Consider the following 20,733-nt stretch of genomic DNA (forward strand, 5'->3'; position numbering starts at 1 on the left):
AGGGCAAACGGTGGCAAAGCTTTTCGGAATTATCGGCGATCCCGTGGAAAATTCCCTTTCCCCCGCCATTCACCGCCTCTTTTTTGACCAATGCGGAATCGACGCCGAATATCGGCGGTTCCCGGCGAAAAAGGAAGAGCTCCGGGAGAGGTTGCGGGAATTGAGAGAAAGGGACATTTCCGGATTCAATGTCACCCATCCGCATAAACAGGCGGTGATCGAATTTTTGGATGAAATCGATTTGCCCGCAAAAGAGGCGGGCGCCGTCAATACCGTCGTTTGCAAAGGGGGGCGATGGATCGGAACGAACACGGACGGAACCGGCTTCATCGCTTCCTTGAAGGAACATGTCGCGGACATCGGGGGGATCAGCACGCTGATCATCGGTGCCGGAGGGGCGGCCAGGGCCATTTACCGCGCTTTGCTTGAAGAAGGGGCGAAAAGGATCGACGTGGCCAACCGCCATCCGGACCGTGCGGCATGGATGGTGGAGCGGTTGAACGGGGGGCGGGCCGAAAGCCGGGTGATGACGTTGGAAGACTGCGAACGGCGGCTTTCCGGTTACGGCCTCGTCGTGCAAACCACCCCGGTGGGGATGGCGCCCCTGGACGGCCGGGCGCCCGTTTCTTTGCGGCATCTATCCGACAAGGCCCTGGTCATCGATATCATCTATCATCCGAAAGAGACCGTCTTTTTGCGGGAGGCCCGGCGGAAGGGGGCGAAAACGGCAAACGGTTTGCCGATGCTCCTCCATCAGGCCGCTTTCGCCTTCCAAAAATGGTTCGGCCATCTTCCCGACATCGCCCCGGTCCGGGAAAAAATCGATCAAATATTGGAGGAAAGATCATGTTAACGGGCAAACAGAAACGGTTTCTCCGGGCAAAAGCCCATCATCTGCAGCCCATCTTCCAGGTGGGAAAGAGCGGCGTCAACAACAATTTGGTCGCCCAGGTGATGGACGCCCTGGAAGCCAGGGAATTGATCAAAATCCACGTGCTGAACAACTGTCCCCAGCCGGCGGATTCCGTCGCTTCCGAATTGGCGGAAAAAACCGGCGCGGAACTGGTGCAGACGATCGGAAAGACCATCGTTTTATATAAAGAATCCAAGGAAAACAAACAGATCGAACTGCCATAAGCCGGATGAAGGAGCGAGGGGATTTTCCATCCGCCGGCGGCCGGTATCATGAAATTGGCAAAGGATGAATGAAATGGGAAAAAGGATCGGCATTTTGGGCGGGACTTTCGATCCGCCCCACATCGGCCATTTGATCATCGCCGATGAAATTTTGCAGGCTTTCCGTTTGGAGGAAGTCCGCTTCATGCCCAATCATCTTCCGCCCCATAAAAAAAAGGACACGGACAGCACCGACGCGGACCGGTTGCACATGCTCCGGCTGGCGACGCAAGATCATCCCTTTTTTAAAATTGAAACGATTGAACTCGAACGGAAAGGCATATCCTACACCTATGACACGATGCGGCTCTTGAAAGCGAGGGAGCCGGACGCCGAATTTTTCTTTATCATCGGCGCGGATATGGCGGAATATTTGCCGAAATGGCATAAGATCGACGAACTCGTCAAGCTCGTCCAATTCATCGTCGTCAACCGTCCGGGACATCGCATGGAAACCGACTATCCGGTGAAGAAGGTGAATATCCCGGATATTTCTATTTCTTCATCGGTGATTCGCGCTAAAATAGAAAAAGGGGAATCGGTGCGGTATTTACTGCCCCGCCCCGTTTGGGAATATATTAAGGAGAAGGGATTGTATGGATCGAGATAAGGCGCTGGAAATGGTCAGGAAACAATTGCCGGAAAAACGGTACGTCCATACGCTGGGGGTTGTCGAAACGGCGCTCCGCCTTTCGGAAAAATACGGCGGTGACGCAAAAAAAATCGAATTGGCGGCCATCTTCCACGACTACGCCAAATACCTGCCGGACGAGGAGATGCGGGAAATCATCGTAAAGGAAAACCTGCCCCGGCGGCTCCTCCGGTTCCACAGGGAGCTTTGGCACGCCCCGGTGGGCGCCTGCCTGGTGAAAAAGGAGGCCGGGATTGAAGACGAGGAGATTTTAAACGGCATCCGCTACCATACGACCGGCCGGGCCAATATGACCCTGCTGGAAAAAATCGTCTTTTTGGCCGATTACATCGAACCGGGGAGAAACTTTCCCGGAGTCGATCCGGTCCGCAAGCGGGCGGAAGAAAGTCTGGACGGGGCCGTTCTTCTGGCCCTGGAACAAACCATTTCCTTTTTGCTCTCCAAACATTCGAAGATTTATCCGGATACGATCGATGCCTACAACGATTTGATCGACAAATGCAAAGGAGGGGTTTCCGGCGAATGAATCCGCGTGAAAAGCTGGCTCTTGTTTACCGGGCGCTGGAAAACAAAAAAGCGGAAAACATTGTGGTTTTAAACATGCAGGGAATCTCCGTCGTCGCCGACTTTTTCGTCATCTGCCACGGCAATTCGGACAAGCAGGTTCAGGCCATCGCCCAAGAACTGAAGGAAAAGATCGGGGAATACGGCTTGCCGGCCAAGACGATGGAAGGATACGACGAAGCCAGATGGGTATTGGCCGATTTGGGGGATGTCGTCGTCCATATTTTCCACCGGGAAGAAAGGGAGTATTACAATTTGGAGCGGCTGTGGGGGGACGCGAAGCGGGAAGATCTGGAAGATCTGAAGAGTGAAGCGGCGCCGTGATTTACCGCCATTTCGCCCAAGTGTACGACCTGGTCATGGATGAGGCCCCCTACGGCGACTGGATCGATTTTTTTCTGCGAAAGCAAAAAAAATATTGCCCCCACGGGAAAAAGGTGCTTGATTTGGCCTGCGGAACGGGGACCGTAACGATGATGCTCCATGAACGGGGATTTGAGGTGGCCGGGGCGGATCTCTCGGAAGAGATGCTTGCGGTCGCGGCGGAAAAATCCCTGGAAAAAGGCTACCGCATCCCTTTTTTTGCGCAAGACATGACCGCGATGGAAGATATCGGCCGTTTCGATATGGTCGTGATTTTCTGCGATTCCTTGAATTATTTGCGGGAAAAGGGGGATGTGGCCAAAGCCTTCGCCAACGTCCGCCGGCTTTTGAACGACGGGGGCCTGTTCCTCTTTGATGTCCACTCCCTTTACAAAGTGAACCGCTGGTATCCCGGAAAAACCTTCGCCTATAACGGCGAAGAAGTTTCCTATATTTGGAATTGCTTTCAAGGGGTTGAAGAGAACAGCGTGGAACATGAACTGACCTTTTTTGTCCGGGACGGTGAGGGGGAACTTTACCGGAGATTCGACGAGATCCATCTGCAGCGCACCTTTCCCCCTTCCGAATATGGGCGCATGCTGGAGGAGGCGGGGTTTGTTGTATTGGATATGGAAGGGGATTTCGGCGGCGAAGTGAAAGAGGAAAGCGAGAGGATCTTTTTTACCGCCAAAAGGGAAGGCTGAAGGAGAAAAAGGAAGAAAATTCTTTTTTCGCGGCTTCGGAAGCCTTCCCTTCCCCTTGCAATTTTTTTGAGAAAAAGAAGGAATTTTCCCTTCCCTATGGAATTTTAACAGTAGACGCTTCCGCCGGGTTCCGTTCGGCAGACGCCCCGGTTTACGGATTTTCGAAGGCTTTTTCGATCCCCTTCACATCTTCCCGGAATTTGTCCGCGGTTGCGGTGAACACCTTTCCGAACAGCTCCTGCAAATTGGCCTCCTCCAGCACCTTGATTCCCTCGCCGGTAATGCCTCCTTTTACCGTCACTTTTTCCTGCAACGATGCCAAGGAATAATAGTTTTTCTCCAGCAGATTTCCCATCCCGACGAACATTTCCGCCGCAAGAAGCGAAGCGATTTCCCTTTCGATGCCGGTCTTTTCGGCCGCCGCTTCGATAAATTGCTGCAAAATATAACTGAAGAAGGCGGGCCCGCAGCTTACGATATCGGATGCCACCCGCGTCCATTCCTGCCTGATGGCCACCGGAATCCCGATATGGGAGAGGAGCTCGTAGATTTTCTCTTCCCATTCCTTCGAACAGTTGGTTCCCGCGGTGATCAGGCAGCAGCCGGATAATGCCCGGTTCGTGATGCTGGGAATGGCCCGGATGCAGGAGCAGGGCAGCGCCTTCTCCAGCTGTTCCGGCGTGACCGGGCTCGTGATCGACACGGCGCATTTGTCCTTCGTAAAATATTTCCGGTTTTCTTTCAAAAACCGGGGAAAATCGTGAGGCTTAATGGCGATGAAGATCACATCGCATTTGGCGATCACATCCGCCGGTCGGTCTTCGACGCGGATGAGCGGGTAGCTTTCCCGCAGCCTTTCCGCCTTTTTCCGGGTCCGGTTGGAAACGTGAATCTGTTCCTGTTTCGCCGCTTTCCCCTCAATCAACGCTTCCGCAAGGATTGTCCCCATGTTTCCCGTACCAATGACACCGATCCGCACACCTTTCCCTCCAAAAAGAATTATTCATAAAAGGTTATGCTAAGGTTCCGGATGAATATGACGAAGGAAAAAGAAACCGAAGGGAGTGGACGGAAGGATTGGAGTTGGAAAAATTTCGCGAGAAACGATGGCTCCTGTGGCTTCCGCCGGCGGCCGTCCTTTTGTTCTTCCTTTTCCGTCCGGAAGCGGACATCCCATGGGCGCCGGAACCGGAGGCGAAAAGCGCCCCGGATGCCCTGGAGGCTGCCGATGCTCCGGATGAAAGGGGCGCTGCCCCGGATGAAGCGGGTGATGCCGGGAAGGAAGAGCCGGAAGGGTGGAAGGTCGATGTGAAAGGGGCGGTGAAAAAACCAGGGGTCTATGCGGCCTCCCGATCCGACCGGGTGTTGGATCTCATCGAGCGGGCCGGCGGATTCGCGGAAGACGCGGACCGGGAAAAGATCAATCTGGCGCAGAAAGTGGCCGACGAAATGGTCATTTATGTCCCGAAGATCGGGGAGGAAATGCCGGATTTTTCGGGAGGAACGGCCGGGACCGGGGCGAACGGCGGGGAGGGCGGCGGGGCCGAAAAAGTGAACATCAACACCGCCGACGAAAGCCTTTTGCAAACCTTGCCGGGCATCGGGCCCGCAAAGGCGAAGGCGATCATCGAATACCGGGAGGAGAACGGGCCCTTCCGCTCCGCGGAAGACATTAAAAACGTCTCCGGGATCGGGGAAAAGACCTTCGAAAAAATAGCCGGCCATATATCGGTAAAATAGCCGGTATGGTAAAATTTTATTGATATCTTTCGACAAAATCACAGCGAACACAGGGGGCGGATGAACGTGGAACGGATTTCATGGGATCAATATTTTATGGCCCAATGCTATTTGCTTTCTTTGCGGAGCACCTGCACGAGGCTGATGGTGGGCGCGACGATCGTCCGGGACAAGCGGATCATCGCCGGCGGTTATAACGGATCGATCGCCGGGGGCGACCATTGCATCGACAAAGGCTGCTACATCATCGACAACCATTGCGTGCGGACGATCCACGCGGAAATGAATGCCATCCTGCAATGCGCCAAATTCGGGGTGCCGACGGAAGGCGCGGAAATCTACGTGACCCATTTCCCCTGCCTGCAATGCAGCAAGGCGATCATCCAGGCCGGCATCCGAAAGGTTTACTACGGGGAGGATTACCATAACCACCCCTTCGCCGTCGAATTGTTTCAACAGGCGAATGTCCATGTGGAAAAAGTGAAGTTGGAAACGGACGCCATCGATATTAAATTGCCCTGGAAAAGATGAAAGGGTGATCTCCGATACCTTACGGTTTCCTCGCCTGCCTGGCCCTTTCCCTCCTGCTCGCCGTCTTCGCCTATCACCGGCCGGAAACGGGGCTCATCGCCCTCCTCGCCTTTCTCCACATCGTTCGCGGAAAAATGCCGAAGGGCTGTTTTCTCCTGCTGGTGCTGTGCCCGGCCGGATGGTATGCCTTTTTTTCCCTTCAGCATGCCGCCCTATTGCCGGACGCCCACGAAGAAACAAGGCTTTCCATCCCTTTGCGTTTCCTTGATTATCCGGAATATGACGGCGACCTGATGCGGGCGGAAGTGAAGACGGAAACGGGGGAAAAATGGCTCTTGCGTTACCGGTTCAAAAACCGGGATGAAAAGAAGAGGTGGCAGGATGTTCTCGGACCCGGGTCCGTCTGCCGGATCAGCGGCGTGAAAAAGACGCCCGGGGAGCCGAAAAATGACAACTTGTTCAACTACCGGCTCCATTTGGCTTCGCAGCGAATCTTTTTCCTTTTTGATGCGGAGGCCATGTCCGCCGGAAGCTGCGGACACGGCAGGAAGACTTTTCCCGAATGGTTGAAAGGGATCCGAAAAAAAGGGATGGAAACGGTGAAAGGCCATTTTTCCGAAAGGGCGGCGCCCTTGGTGAACGCCCTCCTGTTCGGCGATCAAGGGGAGCTGGACGAACGGACCGCGGGGAGCTACCGAAGGCTGGGAATCTCCCATCTCCTCGCCATATCCGGCCTGCATGTCACCATATTGGCGGGGCTCTTCTACTTTTGCTTATTGAGAATCGGGATGGTTCGGGAACGGGTGAGGAACTTGCTTCTTGTTCTGCTTCCCTGCTACGCCCTGTTGGCGGGCGGTTCCCCTTCCGTCGTCCGGGCGGTGATGATGGCCTGGACGGTTCTGTTTTTTTCCCGTTGGCGCGGACAGATCCACCCCATGGATTCCCTCGGTTTATCCCTCATCCTTTTCCTCTTGGCCAATCCATTCGCCGTTTACCACGCCGGTTTTCAGCTTTCCTATTTGGTTACGGCCGGTTTATTGCTTTCGAAGGGGATCATCCTTCGGAAAGAAGGCTTCCTGCGGCAAAATTTTGCCGTCTCCGCGGTGGCTTTCCTCGTTTCCCTGCCGGCGGTCCTGTACCATTTTTACCAAGTCTCCCTTTTGAGCTTATGGATGAACCTCCTGTTTGTTCCCCTTTATACCGCGGCACTTATCCCCCTGAGCCTGTTTTCCCTTTTGCTGCTCCTCGTCCTTCCCGGGGCGGGCTCCCTTTTTGCCGGCTTGTTTTCCCGGCTCGTCGAATGGACGAATGCAACCGCCGAATTTTTTGCGGACAGGGACCGGTTTGTTCTTGTCCTCGGAAGACCGGAAGGATTCGTCCTTATCTGTTATTTCCTTTCCGCGGTCTTGTTTTTCGGACTTCTCGAGAAAAGGGGGGATTGGAAGCGGATGGCGTTTTGCCTCCTGTTTCCGGTATTCGTGCATCTTTTCGTGGTGAAATATTCGTTCGCCGGGGAAGTGACGATGATCGATGTCGGCCAGGGGGATTCGATCCTCATCCGCCTTCCTTTGCAAAAGGCCGTTTATTTAATCGATACCGGGGGAGTGCTCCGCTTTCCGAAGGAGGAATGGGCCGAGCGAAAAAACGCGTACGATCCGGGGGAATATATCGTCGTCCCCTATTTAAAGAGCAAAGGGATCGGCACGATCGACAAGCTGATTCTCACCCATGGGGACGCCGACCACATCGGTTCCGCCCGCACCATTCTCGAGGAATTGAGGGTGAAGGAAGTCGTCGTCGGAAAAACGGCGAACCGGAAGCCGATGGAGAAGGAATTGATGGAAGCGGCAAGGCGAAAGGGCGTGAAGGTGACGGAGGCGTTCCAAGGAACGGGATGGGAAAAGGGGGGAATCCCTTTTTACGTGCTGTTTCCGAAACCGCTGGCGGAATCCGGGAACGATTCGTCCATCGTCCTTTTTGCCCGCATCGGCGGGAAAAACTGGCTGTTCACCGGAGATTTGGGGACGGAAGGGGAAAACCGGCTGTTGACCGACTATCCGAAACTGAAGGCGGATGTATTGAAAGTGGGCCATCACGGAAGCGAAACCTCATCTTCGGAACGGTTTTTAAAGGCAATCGGCGCGAAGACGGCCCTCATTTCCGCCGGTGAAAACAACCGTTACGGCCATCCCCACCAAGTCGTCCTCGATCGGTTAAGGAAGCGAAGGATGGCCATTTACCGGACGGATGTCCAGGGGGCCATTACCTACCGGTTTTTTCTCGGGAAAGGGTATTTCCGCACCTGGAAGGGGGACGGGGGAAAAACGGCCCTTGATCAGGCACCGTAAAAAGAAACGGTTCATATGGTAATAACAAAAAGAAAAGGCTGCCTTTCCGGCAGCTTTTCTTTTCCGAAGGACCGCCTTTAGGAGCCTAAAATTTTAATGACGGTGGCAATGATGAAAATGGTGGCAAAAAAGCCGAAGGACACGATAAAACCGACAACCGAGTCGATGAAATCATTCCGCTTCGATTGAACGTCCTTTTCAAATTCGTTCACAATGACCCCTCCTATTTCTCCTTTTTAGTATATCGGAAAAGCGGAAAAAAATCCACAAGGATCGAAGGGCTTTTCCTCCCTTGACAAGAGTTGTCACTAATATTCCAAAATGGTTTGCGGAAAATAAAGAATACCGTTGAAAGAAAAGTTCCTAGGGCTTTTTTTTCAACGTTCATCATAAAACGGGGAACCGGCCATTTTCCGGTTCCCTCCGCTTGCTTCTTCCCCTTTCCCTCTTTTACGATTAAAATAGAAACGAAAAAAGCGGAAACGGGGAGACAGGGCATTGATTTTCGACGTTTGGAAACAAATCGCGGACAACCAGTTGGAGCCATTATACTTAGTATATGGAGAAGAATCGTTTTTAATCAAGGAAACGGTAAGTTTCATCCTGAATCGGGCGCTGCAGAACGGGTCCGATGAATTTCAGCATGCCCGTTACGACCTGCGGGAAATCCCCGTCGAAGAAGCCGTCGAGGACTGTTTGACCGTTCCTTTTTTTGGCGAAAGGAAGGTCGTGGTCTTTGAAAATCCGTTTTTCTTGACGGCGGAAAATGAAAAAGCCAAGGTGCAGCATGATTTGGAAAAGCTCAGCGAATATGTGAAAAATCCCAATCCTTCTTCCGTCGCCGTTTTCCTCGCCCCTTATAAAAAGCTGGACGAACGGAAAAAATTGACGAAACTCCTGCTGAAGTCCTCCGTTGTCGTTCATGCCAAACCGCTGACGGAGAAGGAAATGGAAAAATGGATCAAATTGCAGGTGGAAGCGGGAGGAAAACGGATCAGCGGCCGGGGGATTTTGGCCCTGCTCCATTACGTCGGCCCCAGTCTTCAGCTTTTGAAAAACGAAATCGAGAAACTGCTGCTGTACGGGGAAGAAAACATCACCGAGGAAACGGTGGAGAAGACGGTCTCCTTCCAGTCGGAGCAGAATGTCTTCCTGCTTGCGGACAAGGTGGTGAAGAGGGATCTGCCGGGGGCCTTATCGGTATATGATCAGCTGATCAAACAAAACGAGGAACCGATCAAGATTTTGGCTGCCTTGGCTTCCCAGTTCCGGTTTCTGTTTCAGGTGAAAGTCCTGTTGAAAAAAGGCTACAGCCAGTCCCAGCTCGCAAGCATGCTGAAAGCCCACCGCTTCCGGGTGAAGATGGCGGCGGAACAGGAAAAATATTTTTCGGAAGAGGACTTGCTCCGCATTTTGGACCAGCTTTCCGAACTGGATTACCGGATGAAGAGCGGTTCGGCCAATCGCGAGCAAATGCTGGAACTGTTTTTTATCAAAAATCTGTAGCTTTTTTGGTTTTCGAAAGTCCCGCTTCCTTCATGGCCGTGCCTGCAAGCCTCTGCCAAGCGGTGTTTTTCCTTGCAAAAGCGGCGGGCTGCAGGCCGCATCGCCCGGAGGGCGGCCCGCGATGCCGGAACCGCCGTGGGGCGAAGCGATCAAGCCGGGCTTCCCGTCTATGGGTTGCTTCGGCTTTTTTTGCTGCGGCCGGTCAAGTTCTGTCCGTTCTAAAAACGTTTTTTTAGCGCCCGGTTTGCAATTTGTGATTGAATTGTGCTGGACGGGATATGCACTTCGCTCCGTTCGCAGGCTGGGGCGTAGGGCAAAAAGGGGCAATGGTTTGCCGCCGGCGGCCCATATTACAATCGGGCGTCCCATTCAAAGAATGGCAAGAGGATGCCGGGCTTTGAAATCCGGAGGTCCGAAATTAAAAGATTTCGTTTCTTGGATCACAAGACGTTCTTTGGGCGCCGCTGCATAAAAAAAAGAAAATCTGGCGGGCGCCAAATTTTCTTTTTTTAGCTGATCAACGCGTTGACTTTTTTGGCAAGACGGGATTTATGGCGGTTGGCCGTATTCTTGTGGATCAATCCCTTGGTCACCGCTTTATCCAATTTGCGAACGGCCAATTTCAGCGCTTCTTTGGCGGCTTCCGCATCTTGGTTGGCCACCGCGATTTCCACTTTCTTCATCGCCGTACGCATGGCGGATTTCATGGAAGCGTTGCGCGCTCTCCGTTTTTCGTTCGTTCTGATCCGTTTCTCCGCGGATTTCGTGTTTGCCATCCTGTCACCTCCTAGCCGAATGCGAATATCGGTTTGTTCAATTCCTTCGCTATACGATAAGAACAAATGTTATTCTACCAAAGGATGGGAAATAATGCAACAGGAAACGGAAACCTCTCGGAAAGGAAAAAACGTTCGGACGAAAGAGTGTCGATTTCCTCCCTTCGTTCGAAAAGATTTCTCCACTGCCCGGAATAAATCGGTCAAAAAATGTTTTTTTGTGAAAGGGATTCCCCGTTGCCTGGCCCATTTCCCGCCTCCTTCCCCATGAAAAAAGCCGATCCGTTCCTCCTCCTTTGCAAAGGAAACCATTTCTATTTTCCGAAGACCGAGAAAACGCGATCACCATGCCGCGATTGCGCTTCAAAGGCAACCATTCCGATCTTCCCCCGGAACGGAAAAGGAGCGGACATCAAAAGCCGCCCCTCTTGCCGGTATGAACGGGGGCAAAGAAGGAAAAACTGTACATATCTCAGCTTCAGATTCGGAAAGGATCGGATGAAAATTGGACAAAGGAATGGATCTTTACTCCGTACGCACCGATTTGGCGCTTGAAGCGAAGGACATGGTTGCGGAAAGGGCGGACAATCAGGCGGCCTTGGAAGGCGTCACCGTCAAGGAAAGAACGGAAAAAGGGATCAAAGTTTCGGAAGTCGTCATCGACGAAAGGGCCGCGAAAGAGATCGGAAAGAAGCCGGGAAATTACATCACCCTGGAAGCGATCGGCGTCCGGGAGCAGGACGAACGGATCGAAAAGGACGCCCAAGAGATCTTTGCGAAGGAATTGGCGCTCCTGCTGAAAAGGTCCGGCATCTCTGAAGAAGCCTCCTGCCTGATCGTCGGCCTCGGCAACTGGAACGTGACGCCCGATGCCCTCGGCCCCCTCGTCTGCGAAAACGTCATCGTGACCCGCCATCTCTTTGAACTTCAACCGGAAACGGTCCGCGACGGCTACCGGCCGGTTTCCGCCCTTGCCCCGGGCGTGATGGGGTTGACCGGCATCGAGACGAGCGATATTGTCTTCGGCGTCGTCCAGAAGACGAAACCGGATTTCCTCATCGTCATCGACGCCCTGGCTTCCCGGTCGATCGAGCGGGTAAACGCGACCATCCAGATATCCGACAGCGGCATCCACCCCGGATCGGGGGTGGCCAACAAAAGGAAGGAATTGAGCAGGGAAACGATCGGCGTCCCGGTCTTCGCCGTCGGCGTCCCGACCGTGGTCGACGCGGTGACCATCGCCAGCGATACGATCGATTTTCTCCTGAAACATTTCGGCCGGGAAATGAAGGAAGGGAACCGGCCGTCCCGGGCATTGGCCCCCGCCGGGCTGACCTTCGGGAAAAAACGGGTGCTGACCGGGGAAGACCTTCCCGCCGAAGAGGAAAAAAAGACCTTCCTGGGGGTCGTCGGCACGCTGGGCGAGGAAGAGAAAAGGCAATTGATCCGGGAAGTGCTGAACCCTTTGGGCCATAACTTGATGGTGACGCCGAAGGAAGTGGACGTGTTCATGGAAAGGATGGCCAACCTTTTGGCCGCAGGGATCAACGCCGCTTTGCATGAGGCCGTCAACCGGGACAACGCCGGATTCATGACCCGCTGATTGTCCTATTCCGACGATTTCATTCATATGGATAAAATAAGATCTTTTCGACGGGTGATCCCATGTTTCGATTCTTTTTCAAATGTCTGTTTGTCGCCTGTTTGCTGTTTATCGGCGTCATTCTCGGAATGCAGGAAGCCAATGAAGGGTTAAAAAAAATGAAAGGATACGACGACCCCCGTTTCGGAGACGTGTTTTCCGTCGAAGAAGGCCATGGGGAAAACTACGAGGCGACCGTTTTCGGGCAAAGCGTCGTCAGCCATGATCCGGATGGCAAGGGGACCGGGCTGAAAGAAACCAGAGGCTTCGATTTCTTTTCCGAAATGGGGAAAAAGGCGTCAAAAGCCGTCTCCGATTTCGTTTCCTACCTTTTGTCCTTTTTGGAATGAAAGGTTAAGGTCGGACCGGGGAAGGGAAGGGCGGCCGGATCTGGAGTGCGTCCGGCCCTTTCTTTTTATTGAATATGGCCGGGGCTATTGCTATAATCTAAACTAGTGATTTTGCCCATTGTTGCAGGAGTGAACGGAATGAACGCAAAAGACAGGCGGGACCGCCAATCGAGGATCCGGAATTTTTCCATCATCGCCCATATCGACCACGGAAAATCCACCCTCGCCGACCGCATTTTGGAAAAGACCCACGCCTTGACCGCCAGGGAAATGCGGGAACAGCTGCTGGATTCGATGGATCTGGAGCGGGAGCGGGGGATCACGATCAAATTGAACGCGGTCCAGTTAAAATATCGGGCAAAGGATAACCGGGAATATATTTTTCATCTCATCGACACGCCGGGCCACGTGGATTTCGCCTATGAGGTTTCCCGCAGCCTGGCCGCCTGCGAAGGGGCGATCCTGGTCGTCGACGCGGCCCAGGGGATCGAAGCGCAAACGCTGGCGAATGTTTATTTGGCCTTGGACAACGATTTGGAAATCATCCCCGTCATCAACAAGATCGATCTTCCCAATGCCGACCCGGAACGGGTTCGGAAGGAGATCGAAGACGTCATCGGCCTGGACGGGAACGATGCGATCCTCGCATCGGCGAAAACGGGGCAGGGCGTCGATGAGATCCTGGAGCGGATCGTCGAACGGATCCCCGCGCCCGAAGGGGATCCCGACGCCCCGCTGAAGGCGTTGATCTTTGACTCCCTGTACGATTCCTACCGGGGGGTAATCGCCTACATCCGGGTCGTCGACGGAACGGTGAAACCGGGCGACCGGATCAAGATGATGGCAACGGGAAAAGAATTTGAGGTCGCGGAAGTGGGCGTGTTCACCCCGAAACCGGAAAAACGACCGGAGCTCTCCGTCGGAGACGTGGGCTACCTTACCGCTTCGATAAAGAACGTCAGCGACACGCGGGTCGGGGATACGATCACGAACGCCGACCGCCCGGCGGACAAGCCCCTTCCCGGTTACCGGAAGCTGAATCCGATGGTTTATTGCGGCCTTTACCCGGTGGATTCCGCCCGGTTCGATGATTTGCGGGAGGCTTTGGCAAAGCTGCAGCTCAACGATTCCTCCCTCCAATACGAACCGGAAACGTCCAGCGCCCTCGGATTCGGTTTCAGGTGCGGATTTTTGGGGCTTTTGCACATGGAAATCGTCCAGGAACGGCTGGAAAGGGAGTTCGGCATCGATCTCATCACCACGGCGCCGAGCGTGATTTACCACGTCCATTTGACGGACGGGACGGTCCTGAAAATCGACAACCCGTCCAATATGCCCGAACCGCAAAAGATCGACCATATCGAGGAACCGATGGTCCGCGCGTCCATCATGGTTCCGAACGATTTCGTCGGTTCGGTCATGGAGCTTTGCCAAAAGAAGCGGGGAAGTTTTAAGGACATGCAATATTTGGATGAGACCCGCGTCCTCATCTCCTATGAAATACCTTTATCGGAAATCATCTTCGACTTTTTCGACCAGTTGAAGTCAAGCACGAAGGGATATGCTTCCCTCGACTACGAATTGCTCGGCTACAAACCTTCCAATCTTGTGAAAATGGACATTTTGCTAAACGGGGAAAAGATTGACGCCCTGAGTTTCATCGTTCACCGGGACGCGGCCTATGCCCGGGGGAAGGCGATCGTGGAAAAATTGAAGGAATTGATTCCCCGCCAGCAATTTGAAGTTCCCGTTCAGGCGGCCATCGGCAACCGGGTGATCGCCCGCTCGACGATTAAAGCGATGCGGAAGAACGTGCTGGCCAAATGTTACGGCGGCGACGTCTCGCGGAAACGGAAGCTGCTGGAGAAGCAAAAGGAAGGCAAGAAGCGGATGAAGCAAGTCGGATCCGTCGAAGTGCCCCAGGAAGCGTTTATGGCCGTATTGAAAATTGAGGAATGATGACGGGATCATGAGGTTAGCGGCTGGGAACCCCTGCTGGCCTCTTTTTTTCATTTGCCCGGGAGAAGGTAGTGATGCCCTTGATCAGAGCAATGTATATCCATATTCCTTTCTGCACCCACATTTGCCACTATTGCGATTTCAACAAAGTATTTTTGAAGGGGCAGCCGGTGGATCAATATTTGGAAGCCTTGCGGAAGGAGATCGCCATCGTTTTTCGCGAACACCCTCCTGCCGCCTTGGAGACGGTGTATATCGGCGGCGGGACGCCGACGGCCTTATCGGAGAAGCAGTTGGACCGCCTGATGGACATCATCCATTCCTTCGTGGACGCGGGAAAACTTAAGGAATTTACCGTCGAGGCGAACCCGGGGGATTTGACCGGGGAGAAATTGGCCATATTAAAAGCGGCCGGCGTCAATCGTTTGAGCATCGGCGCGCAAAGTTTCAACGACAGCCTCTTGGAAAGGATCGGCCGCACCCACCGGGCCAAGGACGTTTATGAGGCGGTAGAACAGGCCAGGAAAAGGGGATTTGAAAACATCAACATCGATCTCATGTACGCCCTTCCCGGGCAGACGGCATCCGACGTCCTCCGCTCCCTGGACCATTTGTTCCGCCTGGATGTGCCCCATTGTTCCGCCTATTCTTTAATCGTCGAGCCGAAAACCATTTTCTATAATCTGCTGAGAAAAGGGATGCTGGCCCTCCCGGCCGAGGATGAGGAGGCCGACATGTATGAAAGGATCATGGAGGAAATGGAAAAACGCGGCCTGCATCAATATGAGATCAGCAATTTCGCGAAAAAGGGCTTTGAAAGCATGCATAACCGGATTTATTGGGACAACGAAAATTATTACGGCTTCGGGGCGGGCGCCCACAGCTACATCGGCGACCGGAGAATAGCCAACATCGGTCCGGTGAAAAAATATATCGAGAAGCTGGAGGCGGGACAGCTTCCGGTCAGGGAGGAGCAGCGGCTGTCGCTCCGCGAACGGGTGGAAGAGGAGATGTTCCTCGGCTTGAGGAAAACGGAAGGCGTGTCGGTTGCGAAATTTGAAAAAAAATTCGGCTTTTCCCCTTTTGCCTGGTACGGGGAGCGGATCCGCAGGCTGGAGGAGGAAAACCTTCTCGTTGCCGAAGGGGGGAAAATCCGGCTCACCAAGAAGGGAAAATTGCTTGGGAACGTGGTTTTCTCGCAGTTTTTGGTCGGAGGTTAAACATTGACAGATTGCCGCTGATTTGATAATTTATTTATAGGTTTAGCACTCGGGGTCAAAGAGTGCTAATAGGAGTGATCGTCATGTTGACAGACCGGCAATTGCTCATCTTACAGGTCATCATTGATGATTTCATTCAATCCGCCCATCCGGTCGGATCCAAGACTTTGGCGAAGAAAGGGACGCTGTCCCTGAGCTCGGCCACGATCCGGAATGAGATGGCGGATCTGGAAGAGTTGGGATATATCGAAAAGACGCACACTTCATCGGGCAGGGTGCCCTCCGAAAAAGGATACCGGTTTTACGTCGATCATCTGCTGTCGCCGCAAAAATTGAACAACGAGGAAATGGAATCGATCCGTTCCCTATTTATGGAACGGGTTTATGAATTTGAAACGATCGTGGAAAGGTCGGCCCATGTCCTCTCCGAACTGACGGATTATACGGTGATCGTTCTCGGTCCGGAGGTGAAGGACCACAAGGTCAGCCGGCTGCAGATCATTCCGTTGAACGAAGAAATGGCCGTGGCCATCATTGTGACGAACACGGGCCATGTGGAGAAAACCATTTTCTCCATACCGCCCAATACGAAGCCCGGCGACATTGAAAAGATCAACAATATCCTGAACAGCAAACTGATCGGCGTGCCTTTGCTGGAACTGAAATCCCGGCTGAACGAGGAGACTTACTCCCTGCTGCGGAAGCATCTCGATAACGTGATGATCATCGATGCGCTGAACGATATGTTAAATTTGCCGCTGAACGATCAGGTGTTTTACGGCGGCAAAACGAACATGCTGAAACAGCCGGAATTTCAGGATTTCGAAAAAATCCAGAAGCTGTTTGATTTCATCGAGGAAAACCAGGGCTTTTTCCATTTGTTGAAGAAGATGCCGAACGGGATCCAGGTGCGGATCGGAAAGGAAATCAACGTGCGGGAGATGGATCAGTGCAGCCTGATCACCGCGACATACAGCATCGGGGATGAGCAATGCGGCACGATCGCCATCCTCGGACCGAAGCGGATGAACTACGGGAAGGTCATTTCCCTCTTGAATATTTTCAGCAATAAATTGACAAACGTTTTAACGGAACTCTATTACGGGAAAAGGAAAGGATAGACAGGAAAGATCTTTCTGTCCTGTCTATTTTCTTTGATCTTTGGAGGTGGAAAGGAGCCTTGTCAGAAGAGAAATTGGACGCTTTCGCCAACCGGGAGGAGGCTGGGAAGGAAGAACCCGGCTCCGAAAACGTGCCCGGGAAGGAGGCGGAGCGAATGGAAGCTGCCGAATCGGAGACAAACGCCGGACCGGACAAAAACGGGGAGGAAACCCGGAAACCTTCCCCCAATGAACCGCCGGCGGAAGGTTTAAAGGACGAAGGAAAGGAGCAAGCTGAAGAGAAAAAAGAAGGGAAAGCGAAGGAAAATCCCGAAACGGAACAACAGGCTGACGAAGGGGAAACCGCAAAGGCGGAAGGGGAAGCCGAGAAATTACATAGGGAGAAGGAACAATTGGAACAACAAATCGATGAACTGAAAAGGGAACTGGAAGAAAAAGACAACCGGTATTTGCGGCTGTACGCCGATTTTGAAAACTACAAGAGAAGAACCCGAAACGAAATCGAAGCGATCAAGAAATATCAGGCCCAGGATCTCATCGCCGATCTTCTGCCGGCGATCGACAATTTTGAAAGGGCGCTGAAAAGCGAAGCGAAAAGCGACGACGCTAAGAACATCCTGAAAGGCATCGAAATGGTTTACCGGGGGATGATGGAGGCCTTGGCCAAGGCGGGCGTCAAACCGATCGAAGCCGTCGGCCAAGCGTTCGATCCCCGTTATCACCATGCCGTCATGCAGGAAAAGAGCGAAGACCATCCATCGAACGTCGTCCTTGAAGAATTCCAGAAAGGATATATGCTGAAGGACCGGGTCATCCGGCCTTCGATGGTAAAGGTTAGCGAATAATGACATTCTTCGGAAAATGGAGGTTGGGAAAATGAGCAAAATTATCGGTATCGATTTGGGAACCACCAACTCTTGCGTCGCCGTTCTGGAAGGCGGAGAACCGAAGGTCATCCCGAATCCGGAAGGGAACCGCACAACCCCCTCCGCCGTGGCCTTTAAAAACGGCGAACGCCTGGTGGGCGAAGTGGCAAAAAGACAGGCAATCACGAACCCGAATACGGTTCTTTCCATTAAAAGACATATGGGCACCGATTACAAAGTGGAAATCGAAGGGAAAAAATACACGCCTCAAGAGATTTCCGCGATCATCTTGCAATATTTAAAATCCTATGCGGAGGACTATTTGGGAGAGCCGGTGAAAAAGGCCGTCATCACCGTTCCCGCCTACTTCAACGACGCGCAAAGACAGGCGACGAAGGATGCCGGACGAATCGCCGGCCTGGAAGTGGAACGGATCATCAACGAACCGACGGCCGCCGCTCTCGCCTACGGCTTGGACAAAGAGGATGACCAAACGATCCTCGTCTTCGACCTCGGAGGCGGTACGTTCGACGTATCGATCCTCGAACTGGGCGACGGGGTATTTGAAGTGAAGGCGACCGCGGGCGATAACCATCTCGGCGGCGATGACTTCGACCATGCGATCATGGACTACCTCATCGAAGAATTTAAGAAGGAACACGGCGTCGATCTTTCCAAGGATAAAATGGCCCTGCAGCGGCTGAAAGACGCGGCGGAAAAGGCGAAAAAGGATCTTTCCGGCGTCACGAGCACGCAAATTTCCTTGCCCTTTATCACCGCCAATGAGTCCGGGCCCCTCCACCTGGAAACAACATTGACCCGGGCGAAATTCGAAGAACTGACCGCCCACCTCGTCGAAAGAACGTTGGGCCCGACCCGCCAAGCGTTAAAGGACGCCGGTCTGACGCCGGCCGACATCGACAAGGTGATTTTGGTCGGCGGTTCGACGCGGATTCCCGCCGTTCAGGAAGCGATCCGCAAGGAAATCGGCAAGGAACCCCATAAAGGGGTCAACCCGGACGAAGTCGTCGCCATGGGCGCCGCCATCCAAGGCGGGGTCATTTCCGGCGACGTCAAGGACGTGGTCCTTCTGGACGTCACGCCGCTGTCGCTGGGGATTGAAACATTGGGCGGCGTCTTTACAAAACTGATCGAAAGGAATACGACGATCCCCACGTCCAAATCGCAAATTTTTTCCACCGCAACGGATAACCAAACGGCCGTTGAAATCCACGTCCTGCAGGGCGAACGCCCGATGGCGGCCGACAACAAATCCTTGGGCCGGTTCGTGCTTTCGGACATCCCGCCGGCACCCCGCGGCGTTCCGCAAATCGAAGTCACCTTCGACATCGACAAAAACGGGATCGTCAACGTGAGCGCCAAAGATTTGGGCACCGGCAAGCAGCAAAAAATCACGATCAAGTCCAACAGCGGTTTGACGGAAGAAGAAATTCAACGGATGATCAAAGAAGCGGAGGAAAACGCGGAAAGAGACCGCAAGCGGAAGGAAGAAGCGGAACTGAAAAACGCCGCGGACCAGCTGATCTTTACCACCGACAAGACGTTGAAAGAGGTGGAAGGAAAGGTTTCGCAGGATGAAATCAACCGGGCCAAAGAGGCGAAGGAAGAATTGAAGAAGGCCCTCGAGAAAAACGACATCCAAGAAATCCGCACGAAAAAAGACAAATTGCAAGAGATCATCCAAAACATTTCCGTCAAATTGTATGAACAAACCGCCAACCAATCCCAAACCCAAACGGGAGGGCAAACCGGCAAAAAACCGGACGACAACGTGGTCGACGCGGAATATAAAGAAGTGGACGACAACAAATGATCAACGACTCCTCAGCGGAAAAGTCAAAGTCAATCCAATGGCTTTGACTTTTTCGTTCTGAGGGAAAGGAGAAGAAGAGGCGGATGCCTGGGAAAATGCGAGACGGCCTGGACGGTTTGCACCTCCCGAAAACCGGGAAAACGGATGATTTCCGGGAAAGGAAAAGGAATTGCACAGGGAGCCAGAATGATGGTAGAATTAATTTTATGCGATAGAGTTCGGGAGTGGAAACAATGGCAAAACGGGATTATTATGAAATTCTAGGTGTGGATCGCAATGCGACAAAAGAAGAGATAAAAAAAGCATACCGCCGCCTGTCGAAAAAATACCACCCGGATTTGAACAAGGAAGAGGGGGCCGCGGAAAAATTTAAAGAGATCACGGAGGCCTACGAAGTTTTAAGCGACGACGAAAAAAGGAGACGCTACGACCAGTACGGCCACGCCGATCCCTCCCAAGGTTTCTCCGGCTTCGGCGACGAAGATTTCGGCGGTTTTGGCGGCTTCGGCGGCTTTGAGGATATCTTCGACGCCTTTTTCGGCGGATCGACGCGGAGGTCGAGGCGGAACGCCCCGAGGAAGGGCGCGGATCTGCAATACACGATGACCATCACCTTTGAAGAAGCGGTTTTCGGGAAGGAAACCGATATTGAAATCCCGAGGGAGGAAGATTGTCTCCACTGCCACGGGACGGGAGCCAAGCCCGGCACCCGGCCGGATACGTGTCCCTACTGCCACGGAACGGGTCAAATCACTTCGGAGCAGGCGACTCCCTTTGGGCGGATCGTCAACCGCCGCGTATGCTATCATTGTAACGGAACCGGGCAAATCATCCGGGAAAAGTGCGCGACTTGCCATGGAACCGGCAGGGTGAAACGGCGCAAAAAAATCCATGTGAAAATCCCCGCCGGCATCGACGACGGGCAACAATTGCGGGTCGCCGGGCAAGGGGAGCGGGGCGTCAACGGCGGACCTCCGGGAGATCTCTACATCGTCTTCCATGTGGAGCCCCATGAATTTTTCGAACGGCGGGGCAACGACATTTACTGCGAGATGCCCATCACCTTCGTGCAGGCCGCCTTGGGGGATGAAATCGAAGTGCCCACCTTGTACGGCAAAGTAAAAATCAAGATTCCCCCCGGCACCCAATCCCACACGAAATTCCGTCTCCGCGGCAAAGGCGTTCCGAATGTGAGGGGAGGCGGGGTCGGCGATCAGCATGTGATCGTCAAGATCATCACGCCGAAGAAACTGACGGAAAAACAAAAGCAGCTTTTGCGCGAGTTTGCCGAGATCAGCGGGGAAACGATCGATGAGCAGACGAAGAGTTTTTTTGACAAAGTCAAAAAGGCGTTCAAAGGCAATTCATAGAGGCAAGGAGC

21 protein-coding genes are annotated in these 20,733 nt (G+C 53.3%); 18 read left to right on the forward strand and 3 right to left on the reverse strand.

Annotated elements, in window-relative coordinates:
* Window positions 1–10 precede the first annotated feature (10 nt).
* The 6 genes from aroE to A3EQ_RS0104215 all read left to right on the forward strand — a co-directional run bounded on the left by aroE (window position 11) and on the right by A3EQ_RS0104215 (window position 3,459).
* Complete coding sequence (gene aroE / locus A3EQ_RS0104190; RefSeq protein WP_020153937.1) at window positions 11–853, forward strand: shikimate dehydrogenase; 843 nt, start codon at window positions 11–13, stop codon at window positions 851–853.
* Window positions 847–1,137, forward strand: coding sequence for a ribosome assembly RNA-binding protein YhbY (gene yhbY, locus A3EQ_RS0104195; protein ID WP_020153938.1), 291 nt, complete (start codon window positions 847–849; stop codon window positions 1,135–1,137). The genes aroE and yhbY overlap by 7 nt, the downstream gene beginning before the upstream one ends.
* Window positions 1,138–1,210: 73 nt before the next feature.
* Complete coding sequence (locus A3EQ_RS0104200; RefSeq protein WP_020153939.1) at window positions 1,211–1,786, forward strand: nicotinate-nucleotide adenylyltransferase; 576 nt, start codon at window positions 1,211–1,213, stop codon at window positions 1,784–1,786.
* Window positions 1,773–2,354 (forward strand): bis(5'-nucleosyl)-tetraphosphatase (symmetrical) YqeK, encoded by a 582-nt coding sequence (gene yqeK / locus A3EQ_RS0104205; RefSeq protein WP_020153940.1) that lies wholly within the window; start codon window positions 1,773–1,775, stop codon window positions 2,352–2,354. The genes A3EQ_RS0104200 and yqeK overlap by 14 nt, the downstream gene beginning before the upstream one ends.
* A complete protein-coding gene (rsfS, locus tag A3EQ_RS0104210) occupies window positions 2,351–2,716 on the forward strand; it encodes a ribosome silencing factor (protein ID WP_020153941.1) in 366 nt (121 codons plus the stop codon). The genes yqeK and rsfS overlap by 4 nt, the downstream gene beginning before the upstream one ends.
* Window positions 2,713–3,459: a class I SAM-dependent DNA methyltransferase gene (locus tag A3EQ_RS0104215; protein ID WP_020153942.1), complete on the forward strand. Its 747-nt coding sequence runs from the start codon at window positions 2,713–2,715 to the stop codon at window positions 3,457–3,459. The genes rsfS and A3EQ_RS0104215 overlap by 4 nt, the downstream gene beginning before the upstream one ends.
* A 151-nt stretch (window positions 3,460–3,610) precedes the next feature.
* Here the strand turns inward: A3EQ_RS0104215 and comER are convergent, their stop codons facing one another.
* Window positions 3,611–4,438: a late competence protein ComER gene (gene comER / locus A3EQ_RS0104225; RefSeq protein ID WP_020153943.1), complete on the reverse strand. Its 828-nt coding sequence runs from the start codon at window positions 4,436–4,438 to the stop codon at window positions 3,611–3,613.
* A gap of 104 nt (window positions 4,439–4,542) precedes the next feature.
* Between comER and A3EQ_RS0104230 the strand changes: the two genes are divergently transcribed.
* From A3EQ_RS0104230 to A3EQ_RS20580, 3 genes are all read left to right on the forward strand, one after another.
* Window positions 4,543–5,199: a helix-hairpin-helix domain-containing protein gene (locus tag A3EQ_RS0104230; RefSeq protein WP_020153944.1), complete on the forward strand. Its 657-nt coding sequence runs from the start codon at window positions 4,543–4,545 to the stop codon at window positions 5,197–5,199.
* 66 nt (window positions 5,200–5,265) lie between these two features.
* The gene (locus A3EQ_RS0104235; protein WP_026499729.1) at window positions 5,266–5,730 is read left to right on the forward strand and encodes a ComE operon protein 2; all 465 of its coding nucleotides are present in this window, start codon (window positions 5,266–5,268) and stop codon (window positions 5,728–5,730) included.
* A gap of 14 nt (window positions 5,731–5,744) precedes the next feature.
* Window positions 5,745–8,078 (forward strand): DNA internalization-related competence protein ComEC/Rec2, encoded by a 2,334-nt coding sequence (locus A3EQ_RS20580; RefSeq protein ID WP_407637025.1) that lies wholly within the window; start codon window positions 5,745–5,747, stop codon window positions 8,076–8,078.
* Window positions 8,079–8,155: 77 nt separating this feature from the next.
* Here the strand turns inward: A3EQ_RS20580 and A3EQ_RS22040 are convergent, their stop codons facing one another.
* The gene (locus A3EQ_RS22040) at window positions 8,156–8,290 is read right to left on the reverse strand and encodes a YqzM family protein (RefSeq protein ID WP_020153947.1); all 135 of its coding nucleotides are present in this window, start codon (window positions 8,288–8,290) and stop codon (window positions 8,156–8,158) included.
* A 286-nt stretch (window positions 8,291–8,576) separates the two neighbouring features.
* Between A3EQ_RS22040 and holA the strand changes: the two genes are divergently transcribed.
* Window positions 8,577–9,584 (forward strand): DNA polymerase III subunit delta, encoded by a 1,008-nt coding sequence (gene holA / locus A3EQ_RS0104255; RefSeq protein WP_020153949.1) that lies wholly within the window; start codon window positions 8,577–8,579, stop codon window positions 9,582–9,584.
* A gap of 509 nt (window positions 9,585–10,093) precedes the next feature.
* On the opposite strand, the gene rpsT is transcribed toward holA, so the two are convergent.
* Window positions 10,094–10,360, reverse strand: a complete 267-nt coding sequence (rpsT, locus tag A3EQ_RS0104270) for a 30S ribosomal protein S20 (RefSeq protein WP_020153952.1) — start codon at window positions 10,358–10,360, stop codon at window positions 10,094–10,096.
* A gap of 505 nt (window positions 10,361–10,865) precedes the next feature.
* On the opposite strand from rpsT, the gene gpr reads away from it, so the two are divergent.
* The 8 genes from gpr to dnaJ all read left to right on the forward strand — a co-directional run bounded on the left by gpr (window position 10,866) and on the right by dnaJ (window position 20,722).
* A complete protein-coding gene (gene gpr / locus A3EQ_RS0104285; RefSeq protein ID WP_020153955.1) occupies window positions 10,866–11,963 on the forward strand; it encodes a GPR endopeptidase in 1,098 nt (365 codons plus the stop codon).
* A gap of 62 nt (window positions 11,964–12,025) precedes the next feature.
* Window positions 12,026–12,352, forward strand: coding sequence for a YqxA family protein (locus A3EQ_RS0104290; RefSeq protein ID WP_020153956.1), 327 nt, complete (start codon window positions 12,026–12,028; stop codon window positions 12,350–12,352).
* A gap of 138 nt (window positions 12,353–12,490) precedes the next feature.
* Window positions 12,491–14,311 carry a translation elongation factor 4 gene (gene lepA, locus A3EQ_RS0104295; protein WP_020153957.1) on the forward strand — a complete coding sequence of 607 codons (1,821 nt, stop codon included), beginning with the start codon at window positions 12,491–12,493 and terminating at the stop codon, window positions 14,309–14,311.
* Between the two features lie 80 nt (window positions 14,312–14,391).
* Complete coding sequence (gene hemW, locus A3EQ_RS0104300; protein ID WP_026499730.1) at window positions 14,392–15,531, forward strand: radical SAM family heme chaperone HemW; 1,140 nt, start codon at window positions 14,392–14,394, stop codon at window positions 15,529–15,531.
* A gap of 83 nt (window positions 15,532–15,614) precedes the next feature.
* Complete coding sequence (gene hrcA, locus A3EQ_RS0104305; protein ID WP_026499731.1) at window positions 15,615–16,652, forward strand: heat-inducible transcriptional repressor HrcA; 1,038 nt, start codon at window positions 15,615–15,617, stop codon at window positions 16,650–16,652.
* A 155-nt stretch (window positions 16,653–16,807) separates the two neighbouring features.
* Window positions 16,808–17,497, forward strand: coding sequence for a nucleotide exchange factor GrpE (gene grpE, locus A3EQ_RS0104310; RefSeq protein ID WP_026499732.1), 690 nt, complete (start codon window positions 16,808–16,810; stop codon window positions 17,495–17,497).
* A gap of 31 nt (window positions 17,498–17,528) precedes the next feature.
* Window positions 17,529–19,352: a molecular chaperone DnaK gene (gene dnaK / locus A3EQ_RS0104315; protein ID WP_020153961.1), complete on the forward strand. Its 1,824-nt coding sequence runs from the start codon at window positions 17,529–17,531 to the stop codon at window positions 19,350–19,352.
* A gap of 233 nt (window positions 19,353–19,585) precedes the next feature.
* Window positions 19,586–20,722 (forward strand): molecular chaperone DnaJ, encoded by a 1,137-nt coding sequence (gene dnaJ, locus A3EQ_RS20585; RefSeq protein WP_020153962.1) that lies wholly within the window; start codon window positions 19,586–19,588, stop codon window positions 20,720–20,722.
* Window positions 20,723–20,733 lie beyond the last annotated feature (11 nt).

Source organism: Caldibacillus debilis DSM 16016, from assembly GCF_000383875.1.
In the GTDB taxonomy this organism is placed as follows: Bacteria; Bacillota; Bacilli; order Bacillales; family Caldibacillaceae; genus Caldibacillus; species Caldibacillus debilis.